This is a genomic window from Streptomyces sp. NPDC107575 (assembly GCF_055657265.1).
The window spans coordinates 315,551-334,178 of record NZ_JBVKBG010000005.1; the positions used below are offsets into that span (position 1 = coordinate 315,551).

Below are 18,628 nucleotides of genomic sequence, written 5' to 3' on the forward strand. Positions count from 1 at the left end.
TGACGGAGGTGCACGTTCGGAAGTCAGGGCATGCGAGGGCTCGGTGCGGCGTCGTGCGAGCGGGCCACGACGCCGCAACGGCGGTTGGACGAGAAGGCGGTCAGCGCACCAGCGCGGGGCGCTTGGCGTCGAAGGTCCAGCCGGGGACCAGGTACTGCATGCCGGCGGCGTCGTCCCGGCTGCCGAGGCCGAGGGAGAGGTAGCGCTGGTGGGCCGCCTCGACCTGTTCCATGTCCAACTCGACGCCCAGGCCGGGGCGTTCGGGCAGCGCGATGGCGCCGCCCTCGATGGGCAGCGGCTCGTGGGTCAGCCGCTGGCCGTCCTGCCAGATCCAGTGGGTGTCGATGGCGGTGATGTCACCGGGCGCCGCGGCGGCGACGTGCGTGAACATCGCGAGCGACACATCGAAGTGGTTGTTGGAGTGCGAGCCCCAGGTCAGGCCCCAGGCGTCGCAGAGCTGGGCGACGCGCACCGAACCGTTCATGGTCCAGAAGTGCGGGTCCGCGAGGGGGATGTCGACGGCGTCGGCCTTGATGGCATGGCCCAGCTGCCGCCAGTCCGTGGCGATCATGTTGGTGGCGGTCTTGAGGCCGGTGGCGCGGCGGAACTCGGCCATCACCTCGCGGCCGGAGTAGCCGCCCTCGGCGCCGCAGGGGTCCTCGGCGTACGCGAGCACATCACGCAGCGAGCGGCCGATCTCGATGGCGTCGTCGAGGAGCCAGCCGCCGTTGGGGTCGAGGGTGATGCGGGCCTCGGGGAACCGCTCGGCGAGCGCGGTGACGGCCTCGGCCTCGGCGCGCCCGTCGAGGACGCCGCCCTTGAGCTTGAAGTCCTGGAACCCGTACCGCTCCTGGGCCGCCTCGGCGAGCGCGACGACCGCCTCGGGCGTGAGCGCCTCCTCGCTGCGCAGCCGCTCCCAGGCGTCCTTCGCGTCGGACTCGTCGCGGTACGGGAGGTCGGTGCGGCGGCGGTCGCCCACGTAGAAGAGGTAGCCGAGGACGGGGACCGAGGTGCGCTGCACGCCCTCGCCGAGGAGCGCCGCGACCGGGACGTTCAGGTACTGGCCGAGCAGGTCGAGCAGCGCGGCCTCGACGGCGGTGACCGCGTGCACCGTGACACGCAGGTCGAAGGTCTGCGCGCCGCGCCCGCCCGCGTCGCGGTCGCCGAAGCGCTCACGGATCGCGCGCAGGACGGCCTGCGGGTCGCCGACGGGGCGGCCGACGACCAGGTCGCTCGCCTCTTCGAGGGTGGTGCGGATGGGCTCGCCGCCGGGGACCTCGCCCACGCCGGTGCGGCCGTCGGAGTCGGTGAGGATCACCAGGTTGCGGGTGAAGTACGGGGCGTGGGCGCCGCTCAGGTTCAGCAGCATGCTGTCCTGGCCTGCGACCGGGACGACCCGCATCGAGGCGACCACGGGGGTGGCGGCGGGGGGAACGGCCTTGGTGCTCATGGACGGTGACACCTTTCGCGTGCGGCTCGCAGGCGGATGAGGGGACCTACGGAAGGGGGTGGTGCATGGGGTGTGCGCCGAGCGTGCTCAGCGGTCGATGCCCTTGATCAGTGCGGAGAGCGCGTCCAGCTCCGCCGGTTCCAGGTCGGTCAGCGGCGGCCGGACCGGGCCCGCGTGGTGGCCGGTGGCGGTGAGTCCCGCCTTGACGATGCTGACCGCGTAGCCGCTCTTGCGGTTGCGGATCTCCGTGTACGGCAGGACGAACTCGTCGAGCTTGCGCAGCACTTCGTCGTGGCGGCGGGCGCGGACGTCCGCGTAGAAGGAGAGCGCGAACTCGGGGACGAAGTTGAAGATGGCCGACGAGTAGGTGGTGACACCGAGTTCGAGGTACGGCAGGGCGAACATCTCGGCGGTGGGCAGGCCGCCGATGTAGGTGAGCCGGTCGCCGAGCTTCGTGTAGATGCGCGTCATGGCGTCGATGTCACCGACGCCGTCCTTGTAGCCGATCAGGTTCGGGCAGGACTCGGCGACGCGGGCCACGGTGTCGGCGCTGTACACGGCGTTGGCGCGGCTGTAGATGATGACACCGAGGTTCGTCGCCGCGCAGACCGCCTCGACGTGTGCGGCGAGTCCGTCCTGCGGGGCCTCGGTGAGGTAGGGCGGGAAGAGCAGGATGCCGTCGGCGCCCGCGCGCTCGGCCGCCCGGGCCATCTCGACGGCGGTGGCGGTGCCGTATCCGGCCGGGGCCAGGATCGGGGTGCCCTCGGGGGCGGCGGCCACGGCGGCGGCGACGACGCGCTCGACCTCGGCCACGGTCAGCGAGAAGAACTCGCCGGTGCCGCCGGCCGCGAAGAGCCCGGCGACCTCGTACGCCCCGAGGCGGCCGACGTGTTCGCGGTAGGCCTCCTCGTCGAAGTCGAAGGAGGAGGGGTGGTCCGCGCCCCGGAAGTGGGTCACGGGGAAGGACAACAGGCCCGAGCCGAGGCGTCGACCGAGGTCGGCAGGGGTGTAGGCGGTCATAGCGGCGGTGCTCCCGAACTGAGGTGTGCGACAGACGTACCGGAGGCGGGCCGACTCCCGTATGGCCCGCGTCACTGGTCTGGCGTGACGCTATGAGCTGCCGCTGATGCACGTCCAACACCGATTTCGCATCTTGCGATGCCCGTTGAGCATCGTCAGGAGATCTTCACCGGGGACACACAGGGAGCGAAACGTTTGCGTTTCGATGATGAGTGGGCGTACCTTCTAACGGTACGAAACCGTTTCGGTTCGCTGATCCGTGCACGACACACCGCGAGCGGATCCGCGCACCACCGTCAGGCAAGGAACCCATGGGGCTGCCCGAACCCCTCACGCGCAGAAAGCGGCGCACCCGGCTCACCCCCGAGCGGGAGCGCGAGCTCTTCGGACGCACTCTCGACCTCGTGCGCGACGTCGGCTACGAGACGATGACGCTCGACGCCGTCGCCGCGCAGTCGCGGTGCAGCAAGGCCACGCTCTACCGGCAGTGGGGCAGCAAGCCACGCCTGGTGTCCGAGGCGCTGCGCGAGATGCGCCCGTTCTCCCTCGAGGACCTCGACACCGGGTCCCTGCGGGGCGATCTGCACGCGCTCGCGCAGCGGATCGGCGAGGCCCGCAAGGACCTCGACCTGGTACGCGGCATCTCGCTGGCCATCCGCAAGGACGCGGAACTCGCGGACGCCGTGCACGAGGCGCTCGTCCAGCCCGAGCTCGACCTGTTCGAGGCGATGCTGGCGCGGGCCGCGGAGCGCGGCGAGATCGACCGCTCCGCACCCGCCTGCGGTTTCCTTCCGCACATGTTCGTCGGCTCCGTCTTCTCCCGGCCGCTCCTCGAGCGGCGGGCGGCCGACACCGAATATCTCCAGCGCTACGTGGACACCGTCGTCCTCCCCTTGCTGCTGCACGCCTGACCGCCTCCGGCCCCTCCCGGCCTCCGGCTCCCGACAGACCTCGAAGGACCACGCAATGCCCACCCCGCTCGACGCGCGCGAGCGTCCGGCCGCGGCCTCGTCCGCACAGCCGCCGGGCGCCCCGGCCGCGCACCACGTGCCCCACCGCTGGTGGGTCCTGGCCGTCATCGGCCTCGCCCAGCTGATGGTGGTGCTCGACGCCACCATCGTGAACATCGCCCTGCCGTCCGCCCAGGCGGACCTCGGCTTCTCCGACGACGGCCGCCAGTGGGTCGTCACCGCGTACTCGCTCGCCTTCGGCAGCCTCCTGCTGCTCGGCGGCAAGCTCTCCGACCTGTTCGGACGCAAGAACACGCTGATCATCGGCCTCATAGGGTTCGCCGGCTCGTCCGCCCTCGCCGGCGCCGCCACCGGCTTCTCCATGCTCGTCGCGGGCCGCGCCCTGCAGGGTGTGTTCGGCGCGATCCTCGCGCCGACCGCGATGGCGCTGCTCACGACGACCTTCACCGAGCCGAAGGAGCGCGCCCGCGCGTTCGGCATCTTCGGTGCGATCGCCGGTTCCGGCGGTGCCATCGGCATGCTGCTCGGCGGCTTCCTCACCGAGCACCTCGACTGGCGCTGGACGCTCTACGTCAACCTGGTCATCGCCGCGTTCGCCGTCGTCGGCGCGCTCCTCTTCATCCGCAAGCCCGCGCCCGGCCCGCGTCCCAAGCTCGACCTGCTGGGCACGCTGCTCGTCGCGGCGGGCCTCTTCAGCATCGTCTTCGGCTTCTCCAACGCCGAGACGCACAGCTGGGGCAACTGGATGTGCTGGGTCTTCCTGGCCGCCGGTGTCGTCCTGCTCGCGCTGTTCATCTTCTGGCAGACCCGGGCCAAGCACCCGCTGCTGCCGCTGCGCGTCCTCGCCGACCGCAACCGTGCCGCGTCCTACGTCAGCGTGTTCATCACCGGCGCCGGCATGTTCGGGATCTTCCTGTTCCTGACGTACTACCTGCAGCTCATCCTCGGCAAGAGCCCCATGGAGACGGGCGTCGCGTTCCTGCCGATGATCCTGTCGCTGATGGTGACGGCTCAGATCGCCACGATGGCGCTGATCCCGAAGCTCGGCCCGAAGCCGGTCGTCCCGGTCGGCATGGGTCTCACCGCGGGCGGCCTTGTCTGGCTCACCGCGCTCGACGTGACCAGCAGCTACGCCTCGCACGTGCTGCCGCCGCTGATCATGATCGGTGTCGGTATCGGTCTCGTGATGCCGCCCGCGATGAGCCTCGCCACCCTCGGGGTCGCCCCGAAGGACCAGGGCGTCGCCGCCGCGACCGTGAACACGATGCAGCAGGTCGGCGGTTCGATCGGTACCGCCCTCTTCAGCACCATGGCCGCGACGGCCGCCTCGAACTACATCGCCGACCACGGTGCCTCGAAGGCCGCCCAGGCCGAGGCCGCCGTGCACAGCTACGCGACCGCGTACTGGTGGGCCGCCGGCTTCTTCGTGGCCGGTCTCGTCGTGTCGGTCCTGATGTACCGCGCGGGCCGTCCGCTCGCGCACGCGCAGCAGAAGGTCGAGTCCGCGTCCGAGGCGGCCGAGACCGTCGAGGCCGCGGGCGAGGCCGTGGCCGCCGCCGCGCCCGCCGCTCCCGTCGCCACCGCCCCCGCGGTGGAGGGCCCGGGCGTGCACGGCCGGATCCTCGACGGGCAGGGCGCTCCCTTGTCCGGCGCCGTGGTCACCCTCATCGACCGGGGCGGCGCGCAGATCGGGCGGGGCGCCGCGGCAGCCGACGGCAGCTACGCGGTGTCGGCCCCGTCCGGCGACGGTGACGGCTACGTCCTCGTCGGCTCGGCGCCCGGCCGTGACCCGCGGGTCGCCACGCTCGCGCTCCGCGCGGACGGCCCGGTCAGCTTCGACCTCGTCCTCAGCGGCGACGGCGGCCTCTACGGCACCGTGCGGTCCGAGGCGGACTCGGCGCCGGTGATCGGCGCGCTCGTCATCACCACCGACGAGCGCGGCGAGACCGTCGGCTCGGCGCTCACCGACACCGACGGCGGCTACTCGCTGCCGCAGCTGCCGCCCGGCGCGTACACGTTCACGGCCAGCGCGGAGGGCTTCCAGCCGTTCGCGGGTCAGGCCCAGGTCGCGGGCGGCACCGCCACCCGGCAGGACGCCGTGCTGCAATCCGCCGCGACACTGACCGGCACGGTCCGCGGCACCGACGGCTCCCCGGTGAACGACGCCCGCGTCACCCTCCTCGACCAGGCGGGCAACGTGGTCGCGGTGCACACCACCGGTGACGACGGCGCGTACGCCTTCGCCGGTCTGTCCGGCGCCACGTACACGGTGATCGCCAGCGGCTACCCGCCGGTGTCGAAGCCGGTCACGGTGGCGGGCAGCGGGAACCCGGGCGACCTCGACGTCGCCCTCGGCCACGGGGACTGACGGCCCCTGCCGGTCGCCGGAACACACCGCCGCGGGCGGGGCAGTCCTCTGCCCCGCCCGCGGCGTTCCGCTATCCGCACACGGTGCCGCTCCTCGGGGTCCTGCCGTCGAGGAGGTACGTGTCCACGGCCCGGGTCGCGCACGCGTTCTGCGGGTACGTGCCGTGGCCCTCGGCCCGCACGCTCAGCAGCACACCGACGCCCTTGCCCAGCTCGGCGGCCATGTGCCCGCCGCCCTCGTACGGGGTCGTCGGGTCGCCGGTGCCCGCGACGACGAGGATCGGGCGGGCGCCCTTCGCGCCGACGTCGGGGTCGGCGCGCTCGCCGTCGAAGGGCCACTCGTAGCAGAGGTACACGCTGCTCGACCATGCCTCGCCGAAGACGGGTGAGGCGGCCTTGATCCTCGCGGCCAGGGCGTCGGCCCGGTCGAATTCGGGGCGCACGTCGGAGTCGGCGCAGGTGATGGCGACGAGGGCGGAGGTGTTGTCGTCGTCTTCGGACGGGTCGGTGTCGCGGGCGCCGGGCTTGTGCTCGTCCGCGTCCATCAGTTTGCGGGCGTCGCCCCGAGTCAGGGCGTCGTCGAGCGCCGTGGCGAGCGGCCGCCAGCCCTCCTCGCCGCGGTCCAGGTAGTCGGAGATGGCGTAGGCGGCGTCGGCCCCGTCGAGCTTCTCCTTGCCCCGTGCGTGAGCGGGGGTCTTCTCCAGCTTGCGCAGGAGCGCGACGACACGCTGCTCGGGGTCCCGGCCGAGCGGGCAGTCGTCGTAGGCGCTCGCACAGTGCCGCGCGAAGCGGTCGAAGGCCCGCTGCACGGCCCTGACCTGAGCGATGTCACCTTCCACCCGGTCCCGCGTCGGGTCGACGGGGGCCTCGAGCACGAGACGCCCGACGTTCTTCGGGAACAAGTGGGCGTAGACGCCGCCCAGTTGGGTTCCGTAGGACACACCGAAGTAGTGCAGCCGCTCGTCGCCAAGCAGAAATCGCATCAGGTCCAGATCCCGCGCGGTCTGCGAGGTCCCGATGTACGGGAGCACCTTCCCGGAACCCTTCGGACAGGCGTCGCCGCCCTCAAATCGCCTCGCCGCGCAGGTGACGAGAATGGTCCGGCCCACCCCGCGCGGATCGAAGCTGACCAGGTCGTAGCGCTCGCCCAGGGGCTCGTACTGATTCGCGTACCTGGGCAGCCCCGAGACACCGGACACCCCGGGTCCACCGAAGTTGAGCAGCAGGGAGCCGATCCGCTCGCGCTCCGGTCCGGTGGCCCGCTTCCGTATGAGCGCGACGTCGATGGTGTCCCGCCCCGGCCGCCGGTAGTCCAGCGGCGCCTTCATGGTGGCGCACTCGTATCCCCCAGGCGTTGAACACTTCGCCCACCGAAGCCGCTGCCCCGCGGTGAACTCGGAGGGCAGTCCTGCCGGCGGGTTCGACGCCTTGGCCTGGGACCGCCGGGGCTCCGGGCGCGCGTCACCCGTCCCCTTGACGACATCGCACCCACTGACGACCAGCACCACCCCCAGCAGCAGGCCCCCGACCCTCTGCCACGTCCTCGGCACACGCATCCCCGCTCCCCCGCCCTCGCCCTCGCCCACCGGAACTCCGTGCCCCTCGCACGTTGTTGCGGTGAACCTACTGGTCACCGATGACCGGCACCAGTCACACCGCCCGATGCCCCAGCGCATCGATCACCCTGTCCATGAAGCCCGCCGCCGCGGGCGGAAGTTCGCGGCCCGCCCGACACTGGACCTGGAGGGTGCGCTGCCGGAACTCCTTCTCCTCCAGGGGGACGGCCACCAGGGCGCGGCGGTCCGACGGGCCCAGGGTGACGCGACTGGCCAGGGTGACCGCGCTGCTGGCGCGGACGAAGCGCAGGAGCGCGTCCACCGTGGTGCACTCGAAGACGCCCTCCACCGTGAGCTGGTGGGCCGCCGCCGAGGCCTCCAGGAGGAGGCGGCTCGTGGTGTCGGTCGAGGGCAGGGCCACCGGGTGCTGGACGAGGTCGCGCACCGAGACCGCCGCTTTGTCGGCGAGCGGGTGGCCCCTGCGGACGATCGCGCAGAGCGGCGCCTCCTGCGTGTAGCGGATCGAGACACCGGCCGGAAGCGCGATGTTGAAGGTGACGCCGAGGTCGGCGATGCCTTCCGCCACCATCTGCGTCGCCTCCGTCGGCCGCGCCACGTGCAGGATGACACGGGCCTCCGGGTGGGCCGCGTGGAAGCCCGCCGCGACGTCGGGCAGCAGGTGGTGGGTGACGCCGATGGTGGCGGCGACCGTGATGACCGCCCGTGTCGTGCGGCGCTGGTGCACCTCTTCCGTGAACGCCTCGGCGTCCTGGATCGCCCGCCGCGCGAAGCCCGCGAACGCCCGCCCGGCCGGGGTCGCAGTCACCCCGCTCGGCTGCCGGTCGAAGAGCGGGGCACCCACCTCCCTTTCGAGACGGGCGAGTTGGCGGCTCACGGCGGAGCCCGCGACGAAGAGGCGGCGCGCCGCCGCGTTCACCGAGCCCGTCTCGAAGACGGCGATGAAGTACTTCAGGGCCGGGTCGACCAGTGGCATCCGATGTGCCCTCCCCTGCGTCTTCGCCATGGGCCGTGCGTTGCCGTTACGGCAACGCACGCGTTCCCATATTGTCACCGCCGGACGTCCCACCGCCCCTTGTTGGCGTCTCCCCTGCGGTGCCACCGTCGTGGCCCATGAGCAGACAGGACGCGATCGACAGCGCCGCACACCACTTCGACTCCGGAACGTTCCTGGAGGAACTCACCCGACTCGTCGCGGTCCCGACCGAGAGCCACGACCCGGACCAGGAGCCCGCGCTCCACCGCTACTTGAGCGAGGAGATCGCGCCGCGCCTGCACCGCATGGGGTTCGACGTCGAGATCGCGGACAATCCCGTCTCCGCCCGCCACCCGTTCCTGGTGGCCCGCCGCACCGAGGCCGAGGGCCTGCCCACGCTCCTCACGTACGGACACGCGGACGTGCAGCCGGGCCACCCCGACCGCTGGCGCGCCGGGCTCGATCCCTGGCGGCTGACCGTCGAGGGCGAGCGCTGGTACGGGCGCGGCGTCGCCGACAACAAGGGTCAGCACCTGGTCAATCTCGTCGCCCTGGAGCAGGTCATCGAGCAGCGGCAGGGCGCGCTCGGGCACAACGTGGTGTTCCTGCTGGAGACCGGGGAGGAGTTCGGGTCCCCCGGCCTCGCCGAGTTCTGCGAGCAGCAGCGCAACGGCCTGCTGGCCGCGGACCTGCTCATCGGGTCCGACGGGCCGCGCGTCGCGACCGACCGGCCCACCGTCTTCCTCGGCTCCCGCGGCGCCGTGAACTTCACACTCGGCCTCGACCTGCGCGAGGGCTCCCACCACTCGGGCAACCTGGGCGGGATCCTGCGCAACCCCGGCACCGTCCTGGCCAACGCGATCGCCTGCCTCGTCGACGAGCGCGGCAGCATCCGCGTCGAGGGCCTGCGCCCCGCCGGAATCCCCGACGAGGTGCGCCGCGCCCTCGCGGACATCCCCGCGGGCACGGACGGGCCCGCACCCGATCCCGGCTGGGGCGAGCCGGGGCTCACCCCGAACGAGCGCCTCTTCGCGTGGAACACCATCGAGGTCCTCGCGATGACCACGGGTCAGCCGGACAACCCGACCAACGCCATCCCCGGCTCAGCCCGCGCGCACTGCCAGCTCCGCTTCGTCGTCGGCCTGGAGTCGTCCGACGTGGAGCGGGCGGTGCGCAAGCATCTCGACGAGCACGGCTTCGACATGGTCGAGGTCACCGCCGACTACGGCATGGAGGCGACCCGGCTCGACCCGGGCAACCCCTGGGTCGCCTGGACGCTCGACTCGCTGGAGCGCACGACCGGCACGACGCCCGCGCTCCTGCCCAATCTGGCGGGCTCGCTGCCCAACTCCGCCTTCTCCCGCGGCCTCGGCCTGCCCACCGTGTGGGTCCCGCACTCCTACCCCGGCTGCTCGCAGCACGCCCCCGACGAGCATCTGCCCGCCCCGCTCGTACGCGAGTCGCTCCAGGTGATGGCCGGGCTCTTCTGGGATCTCGCCGACCTCGCCGAGCACGGCACCTGGCCTCCGGCCGCCCCTGCCACCGACGGGAACGCCCCATGAGCGCGCCACCGGCGAGAACCACGGCACGGTCGACCACCACGCCGAGCCCGGGGAAGATCATCACCGCGGCGTGCGTCGGCAACGCCCTGGAGTGGTACGACATCGCGGTCTACAGCTACTTCGCGACGTACCTGTCGAAGGTCTTCTTCGCCGATGACGACCCGGCGCTGGCCCTGCTCCTCACCCTGGGCACCTTCGGCGTCTCCTTCCTGATCCGCCCGGTGGGCGCCCTCGTGCTCGGTTCGTACGCCGACCGGGCGGGCCGGAAGGCCGCGCTGACCTGGTCGATCGGGCTGATGGCCCTCGGCACGCTGCTGATCTGCGTGATGCCCTCGTACGCGGCGATCGGCGCGGTCGCGCCGGTCGGGATCCTGCTCGCCCGGCTGATCCAGGGCTTCGCGGCGGGCGGCGAGTTCGGCAGCGCGACGGCCCTGATGGTCGAGTTCATGCCGAACCGGCGTGGTTTCGCGGCCAGTTGGCAGTTCACCAGCCAGGCCGCCAGCACCCTCCTCGCCGCCCTCCTCGGCACCGTGCTCACCTCGACGCTCAGCGAGGACCAGCTCACCTCCTGGGGCTTCCGGATCCCGTTCCTCATCGGGCTGCTCGTGGCGCCCGTGGGCCTCTACATCCGCCGCAACGTGCCCGAGCCACCCGCCACGGCACGGGCGCCCGAGGCCTCCCCCGCGCCGGTCCGCACCATGCTGCGCGAGCACAAGGCCGGCGTGCTGCTCACCATCGGCCTGCTGGCGGTCACGACGTGCCTCAACTACCTGATCACGTACATCCCGACGTACGCGACGAAGACCCTGGGCCTCCCGGACTCCACAGGTTTCGTCGCGGCGCTCGCCGGCGGCCTGGTACTGCTCGCGGTGACGAGTGTGGCGGGGCACTTCTCCGACCGCGTGGGCCAGATCGCGATCATGATTCCGGCGGCGGGCGCGGTCCTGCTGCTGATCTACCCGATGTTCGCGCTCCTCGTGGCCGAGCCGTCGCTGGCCCTGCTGATCGGCGTCGTCATGGTGATGGCACTCTTCAAGGGCTGCTATTACGGACCCATGGGCGCACTCATGGCAGGCATCTTCCCGGCCGAGACCCGCGCGACGGGGATGGCGGTGGGCTACAACATCGGTGTCACCGTCTTCGGCGGCTTCACCCCGATGATCGCGGCCTGGCTGCTCGACACCACCGGGCAGTCCGCGGCCCCCGCCTACTGGGTGGCGTTCGCCGCCGTGGCGAGTCTGACCAGCCTGTTCGTGCTGCGCCGCCGCCCCCTGCACCCCCGATGACCCGCGCCCGACGGGCCCGCCCACGCAAGGAGTCCCCATGCCCCTGAACGACTTCGAGCGCCACCCCCTCCTGTTCGGCCCCAGCCCCGTGCACCCCCTCGACAGGCTCAGCAAACACCTCGGCGGACCGCGGATCTGGGCCAAGCGCGAGGACTGCAACTCCGGTCTCGCCTTCGGCGGCAACAAGACCCGCAAGCTGGAGTACCTCATCCCCGACGCGCTCGCCCAGGGCGCGGACACGCTCGTCAGCATCGGCGGCGTGCAGTCCAACCACACCCGGCAAGTGGCCGCGGTCGCCGCGAAGTTGGGCCTGAAGGCCGTGCTCGTGCAGGAGAGCTGGGTGGACTGGCCGGACGCGGTCAACGACAAGGTCGGCAACATCCTGCTGTCCCGGATCATGGGGGCCGACGTGCGCCTGGTCGAGGCCGGGTTCGGCATCGGCTTCAAGGACAGTTGGCAGCAGGCCCTGGAGGACGTGCGCGCTTCGGGCGGCACCCCGTACGCGATCCCGGCCGGGGCATCCGACCACCGGCTCGGCGGCCTCGGCTTCGCGAACTGGGCGTACGAAGTGGAGCGGCAGGAGCGCGAGTTGGGCGTCTTCTTCGACACGGTCGTGGTGTGCAGCGTCACCGGCAGCACCCACGCGGGCATGATCGCCGGGTTCGCGGGCCAGGACCGGCCGCGCCGGGTGATCGGCATCGACGCCTCGGCGAAGATCGAGGAGACCCGCGCCCAGGTGGCGAAGATCGCCCGCGCCACCGCCGAACTCATCGACCTCGGCAGGGAGTTGCGCGAGGACGAGATCACCGTCCTGGAGGGCTGGGCCGGTGACCGCTACGGCATCCCGGTCGAGTCCACGGTGGACGCCATCCGGCTGACCGGCGAGCTGGAGGGTGTCCTCCTCGACCCGGTGTACGAGGGCAAGTCGATGGCCGGGCTCATCGACCTCGTGCGCGACGGCGACATCCCCAAGGACTCGAACGTGCTGTACGCACACCTGGGCGGGCAGCCGGCGCTCAACGCCTACAGCGGCGTCTTCCACTGATCGGTGGCCCACTCGCGGAAGGTCCGCGCAGGCACCCCGAGGACATCGGCCACCGTCGACGTCACGTACGCCGGGTGCCCGTCGGACGCACCCCATGCGTCGAGCAGCATGTCGACGACAGGCCGCGGCCAGACACCCTCGGTCGCGCGCCGGAACTCGTCCGGGGTGAGCTCCTCGAACGGGATCGGGCGGCCGATGACGTCGCCGATCAGTCGCACCTGCTCGGCGTGGCCGATCGCCTCGGGGCCGGTGAGGACGTAGTCGCCGCCGGTGTGTCCGTCCTCGTACAGGGTGCGGGCCGCCACGGCAGCGAGGTCGCGCTCGTCGATCGGGGCGGTCTCGACGTCGGCGTAGGGCCATCGGACCGGTTCACCGGCGTTGATCGCGGGCTCCCACCACAGGCGGACGTTCGAGGCGAACATGCCGGGCCTGAGGATCGTGGAGTCGAGCCCCGAGGCCGCGATCACGCGCTCGATCCGGGCGTGCAGGTCGGCCATCGGGTTGGGCTGCTGGAAGAACGGGTGCGGTGTCTGGTGCGGCGAGGAGAGGAAGACGATCCGCCGGGTGTGGGCCGCGATCCGCTCGACGACGGCCTCGACCGTGGCGGGCGGTGCGGTCCACAGGAGGAACACCGAGCGCACGCCGCGCAGCGCGGGGTCGAGCGAGGCGGGGTCGGTGAAGTCGCCCGGCACCACCTCGACGCCGTCCGGGAGCCGCGCGGCCGCGGGATCGCGTGTGAGCGCCCGCACGGGCACGCCCGCGGCCAGCAGTTCGTCGACCACCGCCCGCCCGATGCGTCCGGTGGCTCCTGTCACGAGGACGGGGCGCGTTCCGCCGTCCCGCCCGTTGCCCGTCTGGTACGTGTCATCGATCGTCACGGCAGCCATCATAACGTAACCGAGTTACATTTTTTACCCGGTGAACATCACGGTGTGACGATCGAGAAGTCCCGGTCGCCGGGGTCGAGCACCGCGATGAGCCGGCCGAGCGCCGACGTGTCGCCCTCCACCTGGACACCCGCCTGCTCCAGGCCCTGCGGGGTCAGGCCGGTGACGGCGAGGTGCGCCAGGGCCGGGACGCTGCTGGTGAGGGTGACGTCGGCGGCGGTCTTCTGGGGAGCCGGGCTGTAGGTGAGCACTCCGTTGGCGAGGCGGACGCGGTAGCGCTCGTCGACATCGGTGAGCTGGACGTCGACGGTGAGCTTCTCGTCCCAGGCCTTCGGGCCGTCGACCTGGATGGCGAGGGCGTCGAACAGCATCGTCGGGGAGAGGTTCGCGATGATGTCCGGCGCCGCGGTGACCGTGGGCGTGCCGAACGTGCCGTCGCGCAGTTCGGTGGCGCCGGAGAGGAAGAAGTTGCGCCAGGTGCCGTTCTCCGCGCCGTAGCCGAGCTGTTCGAGGGTGTCGGCGAGCAGGGAGCGGGCCCCGGAGTGCTCGGGCTCGGCGAAGACGACGTGGCTGAGCACCTCGGCCGCCCAGCGGTAGTCGCCCGCGTCGAAGGAGCCGCGCGCCTTGGTCACGACGGAGTCCGCGCCGCCCATGAACTCGACGTAGCGCTTGCCCGCCTCGACGGGCGGGTGCTGCCACAGATGGGCCGGGTTGCCGTCGAACCAGCCCATGTAGCGCTGGTAGATGGCCTTGAGGTTGTGGCTGACGGAGCCGTAGTAGCCGTGGGTGTTCCAGGCGTTCTCGAGGGCCGGGGGCAGTTCGAGGTGTTCGGCGATCTCGATTCCGGTCCAGCCCTTGTTGATCAGGCGCAGGGACTGGTCGTGGAGGTAGCCGTACAGGTCGCGCTGGGTCTCCAGGAAGGCGATGGCGCGTTCCTGGCCCCAGGTCGGCCAGTGGTGGGAGGCGAACACGACGTCCGTGTTCTCGCCGAACAGGTCGATGGTCTCGGTGATCGCGTGCGACCAGACGTGCGGGTCGCGGACGACCGCGCCGCGCAGGGTCAGCAGGTTGTGCAGGGTGTGCGTGGCGTCCTCCGCCGTGCACAGGGCCCTGAAGTCCGGGAAGTGGATGAGGAGTTCGGCCGGGGCCTCGGTGTTGGGCGCCATCTGGAAGACCATGCGCACGCCGTCGACGGTCTCCTCCTGGCCCGTCGTGGTGACGATCAGGGTCGGCGGAATGAGGGTCACGGTGCCGGTGGAGGTCGTCTGGCCGAGCCCGGCGCCGACCTGCCCCTGCGGTCCGCGGGCGAGCGCGGCCCCGTACATGTAGGCGGCGCGGCGGCCCATGGCGGTGCCCGCGTACACGTTCTCGGCGACCGCGTGCTCGGTGAAGCCCTCCGGCGCGATCACGGGTACGCGCCCGGAGTCGACGTCCTCCTGTGTGGTGACACCCTTGACACCACCGAAGTGGTCGACGTGCGAGTGCGTGTAGAGGACGCCGGTGACGGGGCGCTCGCCGCGGTGCTCGCGGTACAGGGCGAGGGCCGCCGCGGCGGTCTCGGTCGAGATCAGCGGATCGATGACGATCACACCCGTGGCGCCCTCGATGAACGTGACGTTCGACAGGTCGAGCCCGCGCACTTGGTAGATGCCCTCGACGACCTCGAACAGGCCCTGTTCCGCGACGAGTTGGGACTGCCGCCACAGGCTCGGGTTGACGGTGTCGGGAGCCTCGCCCTTGAGGAAGTCGTAGGTGTCGTTGTCCCAGACGACCCGGCCGTCCGCGGCCGTGACCGCGCTCGGCACCCGCCTGCCGACGAGCCCCCGCGCGACGTCCTCGAAGTCCTGCGTGTCACCGAAGGGGAGGCGGGCGCGCAGCCCCGCCTGCTGTTCGGTGATGGACGGCTGCGCGGCGTTGGGCGAGGTGGCGGGCGAGGCGTCGGGCGTCGAAGTCATATCGACAGATTCACACCTTTGTGCCCCAATTGCATGGCACGACGCGCACTCTTCGCCAGTACCGCACAACCAATGGTTGTGCCGCTGCGCCGTGTTCGTTGTTTGATCCGCGCGCCTGGCGACGGCTTGGATGACGGTCATGCCCGAACAGGACCGCCTCTACGTCCGCACACCCGAGTTCGCGCGCGTGGCCGAGCGCATCGAGTACGTCACCACGCTGACATCACGGCTGAACGTTCTGCCCTTCGACGACAAGGCCGCACGCGCGGCGCTGCTGTCGGACATCTTCGGGAGGCCGATGCCCGAATCCGCCACCCTCTATCCGCCCTTCCACACGGACTACGGACTTCGCACCGAGTTCGGCGAGCACGTCTTCGTGAACCAGAGCTGCACATTCCTCGACCAGGGCGGGATCACCCTGGGCGACGGCGTGTTGATCGGGCCGAAGACCAACCTGATCTCCGCCAACCATCCGATCCGCGCGTCCGAGCGCCCCGAGTTCTTCACGCGGGCACCCATCACGATCGGGGACAACGCGTGGCTCGGCGCGGCGGTGACGGTGCTGCCCGGTGTCACGATCGGCCACGGTGCCGTGGTCGGCGCCGGCTGCGTGGTCACCAAGGACGTACCGCCGAACACACTGGTGACGGGGCCCGCGGCGGCCCCGCGCAAGCACTGGGAGGACTGAGCCGGACTGCCCGGACAAGGCCTACGCGCGCTCGCCGCCGGTCACCGTGATGCGGAAGGCGGGGTGGTCGGCCGGGTCGGGCAGCGCCTCGAAGGTCTTGGACACGTTCGGAAGCTTCCCGAACTCCCGCAGATACGCCTCCATGAGCGCGGGGAGTTCGGACGGTTCCACCTCGACCGCCGTGAACTGCTCGACGCGCCCGCGCCGAGTGAGACGGCCCGACTTGCTCGCGCGCAGATTGCGGGACCATTCGGTGTCGCCGTAGGCCGCCAGCAGGTACTCCGCACCCTCGTGGTCCAGGACGGCCACGGGCGTGGAGCGCCAGGCTCCGGTGGTGCGCCCGGGGACCGACAGCAGGCTGACCACCTTGGGCTTGACCAGACGGGCCATCCGCCCGCCGATGACGCGCGCCGCCCAGGGCGGGCGCAGATAGTTCCTGGTGGACATGGTGGGACCTCTTCTTCTCCGACGGGTGTGCTGTGACGCCCCCTCTCCCTCGTCAAGGATAGACACCGAATGATTAGACATCAAACGTTTCGACATCGCTGCTAATGTTGTGGCATGCAGCAGCCCTCCTCCCCGCCCCTCGGTCTCCAGCTCAGCCAAGCCGCGCGCACCGTCGGCCGGGCCTTCGAAGACGCGCTGGAGGAGGCCGACGGCTCACTGCCGGTGTGGCTGATCCTGCTGAACCTGAAGACCGGACGCCCGGCCAACCAGCGCCGGCTGGCCGAAGCGGTCGGTGTCCGGGACGCGACCCTCACGCACCACCTCAACGCGATGGACAAGCGCGGACTGATCACCCGGCGGCGCGACACCGCGAACCGCCGCATCCACGTGGTGGAACTGACGGAGGCCGGCGAGGAGGCCTTCACGCGCATGCGAAAGGCGGCGACCGCCTTCGACCGCGCGCTCAACGCCGGACTCTCGGACGCCGACCGCACCGAGTTGAGCCGACTGCTGCGGCACCTCGCCGCGAACGTGGGCGCCGAGGAGGCGTGAGGGCCGGCCGCTACAGGCCGACGTCGCGGCTGCGGATGTCCTCCAACGACTCGCGGCGTACGAGGAGTCGGGCGCGGCCGTCGCGGACGGCTACCACCGGCGGGCGGCCGACCGCGTTGTAGCCGGAGGCCATCGACAGGTGGTACGCGCCGGCCACCGGCACGGCGACCAGGTCGCCCGCCCGTACGTCATCGGGGAGCCGGGCATCCGGCGCCAGCACGTCACCGGCCTCGCAGTGCCGGCCGACGACCGTGACCGGGGCCGTGCCGGCGCTCCCCCGGCGGCCGACCAGGCGCGGCGCGTAGCGCACCCCGTACAGCGCGGGCCGCGGGTTGTCGCTCATGCCGCCGTCGACGGCGACGAAGGTGCGCCCACCGGTGCGTTTCACGGACACGACGCGGTACAGGGCGACTCCGGCGGGCCCCACGACGGCCCGGCCCGGCTCGATGATCAGGCGCGGCACGGTGAGCCCGGCCGCCGCGCACGCCTCGGTCAGCTCGGCGCGGACCTTGCGCGCGAGACGGGCGAGGTCCATGGCGGGCTCGCCAGGCCGGTAGGCGATGCCGTGGCCGCCGCCGAGGTCCAACTCCCGCAGGACCAAGCCGTGTTGTTCGTGGAGGCGGGCCATCAGGCCGACCATGCGGCGCACCGCGGACAGGTACGGCTTGACGTCGGTGATCTGCGAGCCCAAGTGACAGTGCAGGCCGGTGAGTTCGAGTTGCGGCTGATCGAGGATGCGGGCGATGGCGTGCTGGGCGTAGCCGTCGCTGATCGACAGGCCGAACTTCTGGTCGTCGGTGCCGGTACGGATCTTGTCGTGGCCGCCCGCGCTGATGCCGGGGACGACGCGGACCATCACCCTCTGGTGTCCTTCGGGGCCGACCGCGGCGGCGATCCGGGCGATCTCGGAGGGGCTGTCGATGACGATGCGGCCCACTCCGTACCACAGGGCGCGCTGCAGGTCGTGCGGCGTCTTGGCGTTGCCGTGCAGGACGATCCGGTCGGCGGGGAAACCCGCGGCGACGGCGAGTTCCAGCTCGCCTGCGGAGCACACGTCGAGCCCGAGGCCCTCGTCCGACACCCAGTGCGCCATGGCCCGGCACAGGAACGCCTTGGCCGCGTAATGCACTTCGGCCTCGGGGAAGGTGTCGCGGTAGGTACGGCAGCGGCGGCGGACCTCGCCCTCGTCGAGGACGTACACGGGGGTGCCGTAGCGGCCCGCGACCTCGGCGAGCGACACACCTGCGACGGTCGCCCCGCCGGGGTGCGGTTCGGCGGTGGAGTCCGGCCACACCGACAGGTCCTCGGGCGCGCCGGTGGTGGTGACAGGTTCGTGAATGGTGGTCATCGTGTCCTCGCCCTTCCTCAGCCGATGCAGTACGACAGCGCCATGACGAGGGCGGCGACCCCGGCGCCCCGAAGCGCGCCGGCCGTGTGCGCGCTTCGCGTACGAGGGCGCGGGGCGGGAGCGAAGAGTTGCGGGTCCACCGTGACGCGGGCGGCGCCGAGCGGCGCGGTCATGTCGCGCAGGACGGGCTCGGCCAGCCTGATCCACGGCTGGCCCGCGCCGAGGGTGGCGGTCAGCGCACGCTCGGAGGTGAAGCCGACGGCCGTGCGGTCACCGAGCGGCGTGCGGAACAGCCGGGCGGCGCACCCGAGCGGGCCCGGCCGGACCGGAACGTAGAGGGGACCGGCCGGGAGGGGTTCGGAGGGTTCCGGGTCTTCGTCACTCACGGGTTGTGCCATGGGGTCACTCCTGGAAAGTGCGGTGATGGTGGCTCGACGAGGACGCTATGCCCGCTCTCCCCCGCCCCCGACCTGTCCTGACGCGACGCTGACGACGATCGC

General features: G+C 71.6%; 16 protein-coding genes. 7 read left to right on the top strand and 9 right to left on the bottom strand.

What is annotated here, in order from left to right; all coding sequences use genetic code 11:
* Nucleotides 1-100: 100 nt before the first annotated feature.
* Complete coding sequence (gudD, locus tag ACZ7L4_RS26235) at nucleotides 101-1,450, bottom strand: glucarate dehydratase (RefSeq protein ID WP_472106203.1); 1,350 nt, start codon at nucleotides 1,448-1,450, stop codon at nucleotides 101-103.
* 87 nt (nucleotides 1,451-1,537) lie between these two features.
* Nucleotides 1,538-2,470, bottom strand: a complete 933-nt coding sequence (kdgD, locus tag ACZ7L4_RS26240) for a 5-dehydro-4-deoxyglucarate dehydratase (RefSeq protein WP_472106205.1) — start codon at nucleotides 2,468-2,470, stop codon at nucleotides 1,538-1,540.
* A gap of 311 nt (nucleotides 2,471-2,781) precedes the next feature.
* Here kdgD and ACZ7L4_RS26245 point away from each other — a divergent pair, with 311 nt between their 5' ends.
* Both ACZ7L4_RS26245 and ACZ7L4_RS26250 read left to right on the top strand, forming a co-directional pair.
* Nucleotides 2,782-3,381, top strand: coding sequence for a TetR/AcrR family transcriptional regulator (locus tag ACZ7L4_RS26245; protein ID WP_472106207.1), 600 nt, complete (start codon nucleotides 2,782-2,784; stop codon nucleotides 3,379-3,381).
* Between the two features lie 55 nt (nucleotides 3,382-3,436).
* Entirely contained in the window at nucleotides 3,437-5,809 is a 2,373-nt protein-coding gene (locus tag ACZ7L4_RS26250; RefSeq protein ID WP_472106209.1) for an MFS transporter, read from the top strand.
* Between the two features lie 70 nt (nucleotides 5,810-5,879).
* Here the strand turns inward: ACZ7L4_RS26250 and ACZ7L4_RS26255 are convergent, their stop codons facing one another.
* Both ACZ7L4_RS26255 and ACZ7L4_RS26260 read right to left on the bottom strand, forming a co-directional pair.
* Nucleotides 5,880-7,136 carry an alpha/beta hydrolase gene (locus tag ACZ7L4_RS26255; protein WP_472106211.1) on the bottom strand — a complete coding sequence of 419 codons (1,257 nt, stop codon included), beginning with the start codon at nucleotides 7,134-7,136 and terminating at the stop codon, nucleotides 5,880-5,882.
* A 322-nt stretch (nucleotides 7,137-7,458) separates the two neighbouring features.
* Nucleotides 7,459-8,358 (bottom strand): LysR family transcriptional regulator, encoded by a 900-nt coding sequence (locus tag ACZ7L4_RS26260; RefSeq protein WP_472106213.1) that lies wholly within the window; start codon nucleotides 8,356-8,358, stop codon nucleotides 7,459-7,461.
* 137 nt (nucleotides 8,359-8,495) lie between these two features.
* Between ACZ7L4_RS26260 and ACZ7L4_RS26265 the strand changes: the two genes are divergently transcribed.
* The 3 genes from ACZ7L4_RS26265 to ACZ7L4_RS26275 are packed head-to-tail and all read left to right on the top strand — an operon-like array spanning nucleotide 8,496 to nucleotide 12,251.
* A complete protein-coding gene (locus ACZ7L4_RS26265) occupies nucleotides 8,496-9,920 on the top strand; it encodes a M20 family metallopeptidase (protein ID WP_472106215.1) in 1,425 nt (474 codons plus the stop codon).
* Nucleotides 9,917-11,206, top strand: a complete 1,290-nt coding sequence (locus ACZ7L4_RS26270; RefSeq protein ID WP_472106217.1) for an MFS transporter — start codon at nucleotides 9,917-9,919, stop codon at nucleotides 11,204-11,206. The genes ACZ7L4_RS26265 and ACZ7L4_RS26270 overlap by 4 nt, the downstream gene beginning before the upstream one ends.
* Nucleotides 11,207-11,243: 37 nt before the next feature.
* Complete coding sequence (locus tag ACZ7L4_RS26275; protein ID WP_472106219.1) at nucleotides 11,244-12,251, top strand: 1-aminocyclopropane-1-carboxylate deaminase; 1,008 nt, start codon at nucleotides 11,244-11,246, stop codon at nucleotides 12,249-12,251.
* Here the strand turns inward: ACZ7L4_RS26275 and ACZ7L4_RS26280 are convergent.
* Together ACZ7L4_RS26280 and ACZ7L4_RS26285 are read right to left on the bottom strand one after the other, a co-directional pair.
* Nucleotides 12,230-13,129: an NAD(P)H-binding protein gene (locus ACZ7L4_RS26280; protein WP_472106220.1), complete on the bottom strand. Its 900-nt coding sequence runs from the start codon at nucleotides 13,127-13,129 to the stop codon at nucleotides 12,230-12,232. The genes ACZ7L4_RS26275 and ACZ7L4_RS26280 overlap by 22 nt on opposite strands.
* Nucleotides 13,130-13,176: 47 nt before the next feature.
* The gene (locus ACZ7L4_RS26285; protein WP_472106221.1) at nucleotides 13,177-15,093 is read right to left on the bottom strand and encodes an alkyl/aryl-sulfatase; all 1,917 of its coding nucleotides are present in this window, start codon (nucleotides 15,091-15,093) and stop codon (nucleotides 13,177-13,179) included.
* Between the two features lie 139 nt (nucleotides 15,094-15,232).
* On the opposite strand from ACZ7L4_RS26285, the gene ACZ7L4_RS26290 reads away from it, so the two are divergent.
* Nucleotides 15,233-15,781 (top strand): sugar O-acetyltransferase, encoded by a 549-nt coding sequence (locus ACZ7L4_RS26290; protein WP_472106222.1) that lies wholly within the window; start codon nucleotides 15,233-15,235, stop codon nucleotides 15,779-15,781.
* A 21-nt stretch (nucleotides 15,782-15,802) separates the two neighbouring features.
* Here ACZ7L4_RS26290 and ACZ7L4_RS26295 read toward each other — a convergent pair whose 3' ends face one another.
* Nucleotides 15,803-16,228 (bottom strand): nitroreductase/quinone reductase family protein, encoded by a 426-nt coding sequence (locus ACZ7L4_RS26295; RefSeq protein WP_472106224.1) that lies wholly within the window; start codon nucleotides 16,226-16,228, stop codon nucleotides 15,803-15,805.
* A 114-nt stretch (nucleotides 16,229-16,342) separates the two neighbouring features.
* Here ACZ7L4_RS26295 and ACZ7L4_RS26300 point away from each other — a divergent pair, with 114 nt between their 5' ends.
* Nucleotides 16,343-16,780, top strand: a complete 438-nt coding sequence (locus ACZ7L4_RS26300) for a MarR family winged helix-turn-helix transcriptional regulator (RefSeq protein WP_472106226.1) — start codon at nucleotides 16,343-16,345, stop codon at nucleotides 16,778-16,780.
* Between the two features lie 10 nt (nucleotides 16,781-16,790).
* Here the strand turns inward: ACZ7L4_RS26300 and lysA are convergent, their stop codons facing one another.
* Together lysA and ACZ7L4_RS26310 are read right to left on the bottom strand one after the other, a co-directional pair.
* Complete coding sequence (gene lysA, locus ACZ7L4_RS26305) at nucleotides 16,791-18,128, bottom strand: diaminopimelate decarboxylase (RefSeq protein WP_472106228.1); 1,338 nt, start codon at nucleotides 18,126-18,128, stop codon at nucleotides 16,791-16,793.
* 17 nt (nucleotides 18,129-18,145) lie between these two features.
* Nucleotides 18,146-18,526 carry an SAV_915 family protein gene (locus tag ACZ7L4_RS26310; RefSeq protein WP_472106230.1) on the bottom strand — a complete coding sequence of 127 codons (381 nt, stop codon included), beginning with the start codon at nucleotides 18,524-18,526 and terminating at the stop codon, nucleotides 18,146-18,148.
* Nucleotides 18,527-18,628: the final 102 nt, after the last annotated feature.

Excerpts from the sequence above, each read along its gene's own strand:
- ACZ7L4_RS26295 (WP_472106224.1), bottom strand. The coding sequence starts at position 16,228 with ATGTCCACCAGGAACTATCTGCGCCCGCCCTGGGCGGCGCGCGTCATC.
- ACZ7L4_RS26260 (WP_472106213.1), bottom strand. The coding sequence starts at position 8,358 with ATGCCACTGGTCGACCCGGCCCTGAAGTACTTCATCGCCGTCTTCGAG.
- ACZ7L4_RS26300 (WP_472106226.1), top strand. The coding sequence starts at position 16,343 with ATGCAGCAGCCCTCCTCCCCGCCCCTCGGTCTCCAGCTCAGCCAAGCC.
- kdgD (WP_472106205.1), bottom strand. The coding sequence starts at position 2,470 with ATGACCGCCTACACCCCTGCCGACCTCGGTCGACGCCTCGGCTCGGGC.
- ACZ7L4_RS26265 (WP_472106215.1), top strand. The coding sequence starts at position 8,496 with ATGAGCAGACAGGACGCGATCGACAGCGCCGCACACCACTTCGACTCC.
- lysA (WP_472106228.1), bottom strand. The coding sequence starts at position 18,128 with ATGACCACCATTCACGAACCTGTCACCACCACCGGCGCGCCCGAGGAC.
- gudD (WP_472106203.1), bottom strand. The coding sequence starts at position 1,450 with ATGAGCACCAAGGCCGTTCCCCCCGCCGCCACCCCCGTGGTCGCCTCG.
- ACZ7L4_RS26290 (WP_472106222.1), top strand. The coding sequence starts at position 15,233 with ATGCCCGAACAGGACCGCCTCTACGTCCGCACACCCGAGTTCGCGCGC.
- ACZ7L4_RS26250 (WP_472106209.1), top strand. The coding sequence starts at position 3,437 with ATGCCCACCCCGCTCGACGCGCGCGAGCGTCCGGCCGCGGCCTCGTCC.
- ACZ7L4_RS26270 (WP_472106217.1), top strand. The coding sequence starts at position 9,917 with ATGAGCGCGCCACCGGCGAGAACCACGGCACGGTCGACCACCACGCCG.
- ACZ7L4_RS26310 (WP_472106230.1), bottom strand. The coding sequence starts at position 18,526 with ATGGCACAACCCGTGAGTGACGAAGACCCGGAACCCTCCGAACCCCTC.
- ACZ7L4_RS26255 (WP_472106211.1), bottom strand. The coding sequence starts at position 7,136 with ATGAAGGCGCCGCTGGACTACCGGCGGCCGGGGCGGGACACCATCGAC.
- ACZ7L4_RS26245 (WP_472106207.1), top strand. The coding sequence starts at position 2,782 with ATGGGGCTGCCCGAACCCCTCACGCGCAGAAAGCGGCGCACCCGGCTC.
- ACZ7L4_RS26285 (WP_472106221.1), bottom strand. The coding sequence starts at position 15,093 with ATGACTTCGACGCCCGACGCCTCGCCCGCCACCTCGCCCAACGCCGCG.
- ACZ7L4_RS26275 (WP_472106219.1), top strand. The coding sequence starts at position 11,244 with ATGCCCCTGAACGACTTCGAGCGCCACCCCCTCCTGTTCGGCCCCAGC.